The organism is Pseudomonas sp. B8(2017), from assembly GCF_002113575.1.
In the GTDB taxonomy this organism is placed as follows: domain Bacteria; phylum Pseudomonadota; class Gammaproteobacteria; order Pseudomonadales; family Pseudomonadaceae; genus Aquipseudomonas; species Aquipseudomonas putida_Z.
In genome coordinates, this window is sequence record NZ_NEIO01000044.1 from 1 (window position 1) to 3,963 (window position 3,963).

Genomic DNA, 3,963 nt, shown 5'->3' on the forward strand with positions numbered 1-3,963 from the left:
CAACAGCGTAAAGGCCCCAGGCGAGGGTGTAGTCGTTCTCGGTCATGGTGTTCGTGCAAGCCAGGCAAAGAGATGCCTATGATAAACACTTTTCCGGGCGCAGACAGCGTTTGCCTGTGCCGGCCTCTTCGCGGGCTTGCCCGCTCCCACAGGTTCACCACAGATCTTGAAACTGTGCAGTGCCTGTGGGAGCGGGCAAGCCCGCGAAGAGGCCGGCACAGGCAACCCCAATCAAGAGATCCTCAATGCCAACCAAGCCCCAACCCCCGATTGCCCACCAGGCCCAGGCCAGCGACCCGTACGCCTGGCTGCAACAGCGTGACAACCCCGAGGTGCTTGCCTACCTGCAGGCCGAGAACGCCTACCAGGAAGCCTGCCTGGCCGACCAGGCGCCGCTGCGTGAACAACTGTTCGAAGAGATCAAGGGCCGCATCCTGGAAACTGACCTGTCGCTGCCGGCGCCCTGGGGCCCCTACCTGTACTACACCCGTACCACCGCGGGCGACGAGTACCCGCGCCACTACCGCTGCCCGCGCCCGGCCGACGACTCCAACACGGTCGATGAAAGCCAGGAACAACTGCTGCTCGACCCCAACGCCCTGGCCAATGGCGGTTTCCTGTCCCTCGGCGCGTTCAACGTCAGCCCCGACCACCGCCTGCTGGCCTACAGCCTGGACACCAGCGGCGACGAAATCTTCACCTTGTACGTGAAGGATCTGGCCAGTGGCAGCGTCACTACCCTGCCCTTCGACGACTGCGACGGCAGCCTGACCTGGGCCAACGACAGCCAGACGCTGTTCTTCGCCGAACTGGACGACACCCACCGCCCGTGGCGCCTGCGTCGCCACACCCTGGGCAACGAAGGCGCGCAGACCGTGTTCGAGGAGCCCGACGGGCGCTTCTTCCTGCACTGCTACCGCACCAGCTCCGAACGCCAGCTGGTGCTGCTGCTCAACAGCAAGACCACCAGCGAAGCCTGGGTGCTGGACGCGGAAACCCCGCAGGCACCGTTCACCTGCCTGGCGCCACGGGTCGAAGGCCACGAGTACTTCCCCGACCACGGCCAGCTCGACGGCCAGTGGCGCTGGTTCATCCGCACCAACCAGGACGGCATCAACTTCGCCCTGTACCACGCCCCGGTCGCACCGGTGCCCAGCCGTGAGCAATGGCAGGTGCTGGTAGCGCACCGCGACGCGATCATGCTCGAAGGCCTCAGCCTGAATGCCGGCGCGCTGACCCTGAGCCTGCGCGAAGGCGGCCTGCCGATCATCGAGGTACGCCCGCAGGGCCTGGCGGCCTACCGCGTCGAACTGCCCGACGCGGCCTACAGCCTGTACGTGCAGGACAGCCTGGAGTTCGCCAGCCCACGCCTGCGCCTGCGCTACGAAGCACTCAACCGCCCGGCCCAGGTACGCCAGCTGGAGCTGGCCAGCGGTGCCCAGGCGGTGCTCAAGCAAACCCCGGTGCTGGGGCCGTTCGATGCCGACGACTATGTCAGCGAGCGCCTGTGGGCTACCGCAGCGGACGGCACCCGGGTACCGATCAGCCTGGTGCGCCGCCGCCAGGACCTGGGCCAGACCGTGCCGCTGTACCTGTATGGCTACGGCGCCTATGGCGAAAGCCTCGACCCGTGGTTCTCGCACGCGCGCCTGAGCCTGCTGGAGCGCGGCGTGGCCTTTGCCATCGCCCATGTGCGTGGCGGCGGTGAACTGGGCGAAGCCTGGTACCGCGCGGGCAAGCAGGAGCACAAGCACAACACCTTCAGCGACTTCATCGCCTGTGCCGAGCACCTGATCGCCGAGGGTGTCACGGCTGCCGACCGCCTGGCCATCAGTGGCGGCAGCGCCGGTGGCCTGCTGATGGGCGCGGTGCTCAACCTGCGCCCCGAGCTGTTCCGCTGTGCGATTGCCGAAGTGCCGTTCGTCGACGTGCTCAACACCATGCTCGACCCCGAGCTGCCGCTGACCGTGACCGAGTACGACGAATGGGGTAACCCTGAGGAGCCGGAGGTGTATGAGCGGATCAAGGCCTATGCACCGTACGAGAACGTGAAGGAACAGGCCTACCCGGCGATGCTGGTGGTGGCGGGCTACAACGACAGCCGCGTACAGTACTGGGAAGCGGCCAAGTGGGTGGCGCGGCTGCGCACGCGAAAGACCGACGACAACCTGCTGCTGCTCAAGACCGAGATGGGGGCTGGGCATGGCGGGATGAGCGGGCGGTATCAGGGGCTCAAGGATGTGGCCCTTGAGTACGCGTTCGTGTTCGGCGAGCTAGGTATCGTTTGAGTAAGCTGGGGGCGCTTTGCGCCCCTTTCGCGACACAAGGCCGCTCCTACAGGGGTAACGCAATCTCCTGTGGGAGCGGCCTTGTGTCGCAATGGGCTGCAAAGCAGCCCCAAAATCCCACCGCTAACACGGCCCACTCAGTCAATCATCCTGCACCGGCTGCTTCGGCGGATCCTGGCGCAACCCCGGCAATGGCTGGTCCTTCGGCGGCCCGGGCACCGGCATCGGCGGCAACAAGGGCGCCCCCGGCTGGCTGTCATAGGCCTTGGGCGGCGTACTCGGGGTAATCTGCGGATATGGCGTAGGCGTCGGCGTACCCGGTGCACCGGGCACCGGCGTGCTCAACCGGGGTGGGGTGCTGGCAGCTTCGGCCATGGGCAGGCCGGCGAACAACAGCACAACGAGGATCGTGCGAAACATCAGCAACCTCCTGTCGGGAACCTTCCTACAGGCTACGCCTAAATCAAAGCTTTCGCCTGTCCGCCTGCCCCGCAAGCGCGCTAGACTCAATGCATAACCGTCATTTGCCTGATCAGAACAAAGGAAACACCATGAGCTCCACCTCTTCCGCCGCCGCCACCGCGCGCCTGGACCGCATCCTGGCCGATGCCAAGCGCGACAAGGAAATGGGTTACCGCGACAAGGCCCTGAAAATGTACCCGCACGTCTGCGGCCGCTGCGCCCGCGAGTTCTCCGGCAAGCGCCTGAGCGAGCTGACCGTGCACCACCGCGACCACAACCACGACAACAACCCGCAGGACGGCTCCAACTGGGAACTGCTGTGCCTGTACTGCCACGACAACGAGCACTCGCGCTACACCGACCAGCAGTACTTCAGCGAAGGCTCCACCAGCACCCCGAGCATCGCCAAGGCCACCCACAACCCGTTCGCCGGGCTGGCGGGCATGCTGAAGAAAGACTGACCATCGATTCGCCCCCCGCTGCTACCGGGCAGCCCGTATAATCGCGCTTTTTTTCGCGAAGGGCCCCGGTACGTGGCAAACAAACGATACAGCTGCATCGGCCTGTTCAACCCCAAGTCGGCAGAAAACGTCGGCTCGGTGATGCGCGCCGCGGGTTGCTACGGCGTCAATTCGGTGTTCTACACCGGCAAACGCTACGAGCGTGCCCGTGACTTCGTCACCGACACCAAGCGCGTGCACTACGACATCCCGCTGATCGGCATCGACGACCTGCAGCGCATCATCCCGCTGGGCTGCACGCCGGTGGCCGTGGAATTGGTGGAAGGCGCGCGGCCATTGCCGGAATACACCCACCCGGACCGGGCCATCTACATCTTCGGGCCGGAAGACGGCAGCCTCAGTGCCGATGTGCGGGCGTGGTGCGAAGAGACCATCTACATTCCGACCGAGGGCTGCATGAACCTGGCAGCGACGGTGAATGTGGTGCTGTATGACCGTATGGCCAAGGGGCTGAATACCCGTTCGGGGCCCAAGTTCAAGTAATAAAAAAGCCGCCACTGCGGCAGCAGGACCGGCCCTTTCGCGGGTAAACCCGCTCCCACAGACTGTGCATTCCCTGTGGGAGCGGGTTTACCCGCGAAGAGGCCGGCACTGACAACACAGGGCGGCCAGGTGCCGAACTCCGTCAGAACAGCACCGGTCTTGCTCAGGTCACGAAGCGTTGATCCAGATGGTCTTCAGCTCCGTGTACT

At 65.0% G+C, this 3,963-nt stretch carries 4 protein-coding genes; 3 read left to right on the plus strand and 1 reads right to left on the minus strand.

Features of this window, described 5'->3' with window-relative positions; translation table 11 throughout:
- The first annotated feature begins 245 nt into the window (after positions 1–245).
- The gene (locus CAG22_RS26835) at positions 246–2,288 is read left to right on the plus strand and encodes a S9 family peptidase (RefSeq protein WP_085593346.1); all 2,043 of its coding nucleotides are present in this window, start codon (positions 246–248) and stop codon (positions 2,286–2,288) included.
- 141 nt (positions 2,289–2,429) lie between these two features.
- Here CAG22_RS26835 and CAG22_RS26840 read toward each other — a convergent pair whose 3' ends face one another.
- Positions 2,430–2,708 carry a hypothetical protein gene (locus tag CAG22_RS26840; RefSeq protein WP_085593348.1) on the minus strand — a complete coding sequence of 93 codons (279 nt, stop codon included), beginning with the start codon at positions 2,706–2,708 and terminating at the stop codon, positions 2,430–2,432.
- Positions 2,709–2,839: 131 nt separating this feature from the next.
- Here CAG22_RS26840 and CAG22_RS26845 point away from each other — a divergent pair, with 131 nt between their 5' ends.
- On the plus strand, positions 2,840–3,211 hold the full coding sequence (locus CAG22_RS26845) for a YajD family HNH nuclease (RefSeq protein ID WP_003259546.1): 372 nt from the start codon (positions 2,840–2,842) through the stop codon (positions 3,209–3,211).
- Positions 3,212–3,283: 72 nt separating this feature from the next.
- Positions 3,284–3,754, plus strand: a complete 471-nt coding sequence (locus tag CAG22_RS26850) for an RNA methyltransferase (RefSeq protein ID WP_025340213.1) — start codon at positions 3,284–3,286, stop codon at positions 3,752–3,754.
- Positions 3,755–3,963: the final 209 nt, after the last annotated feature.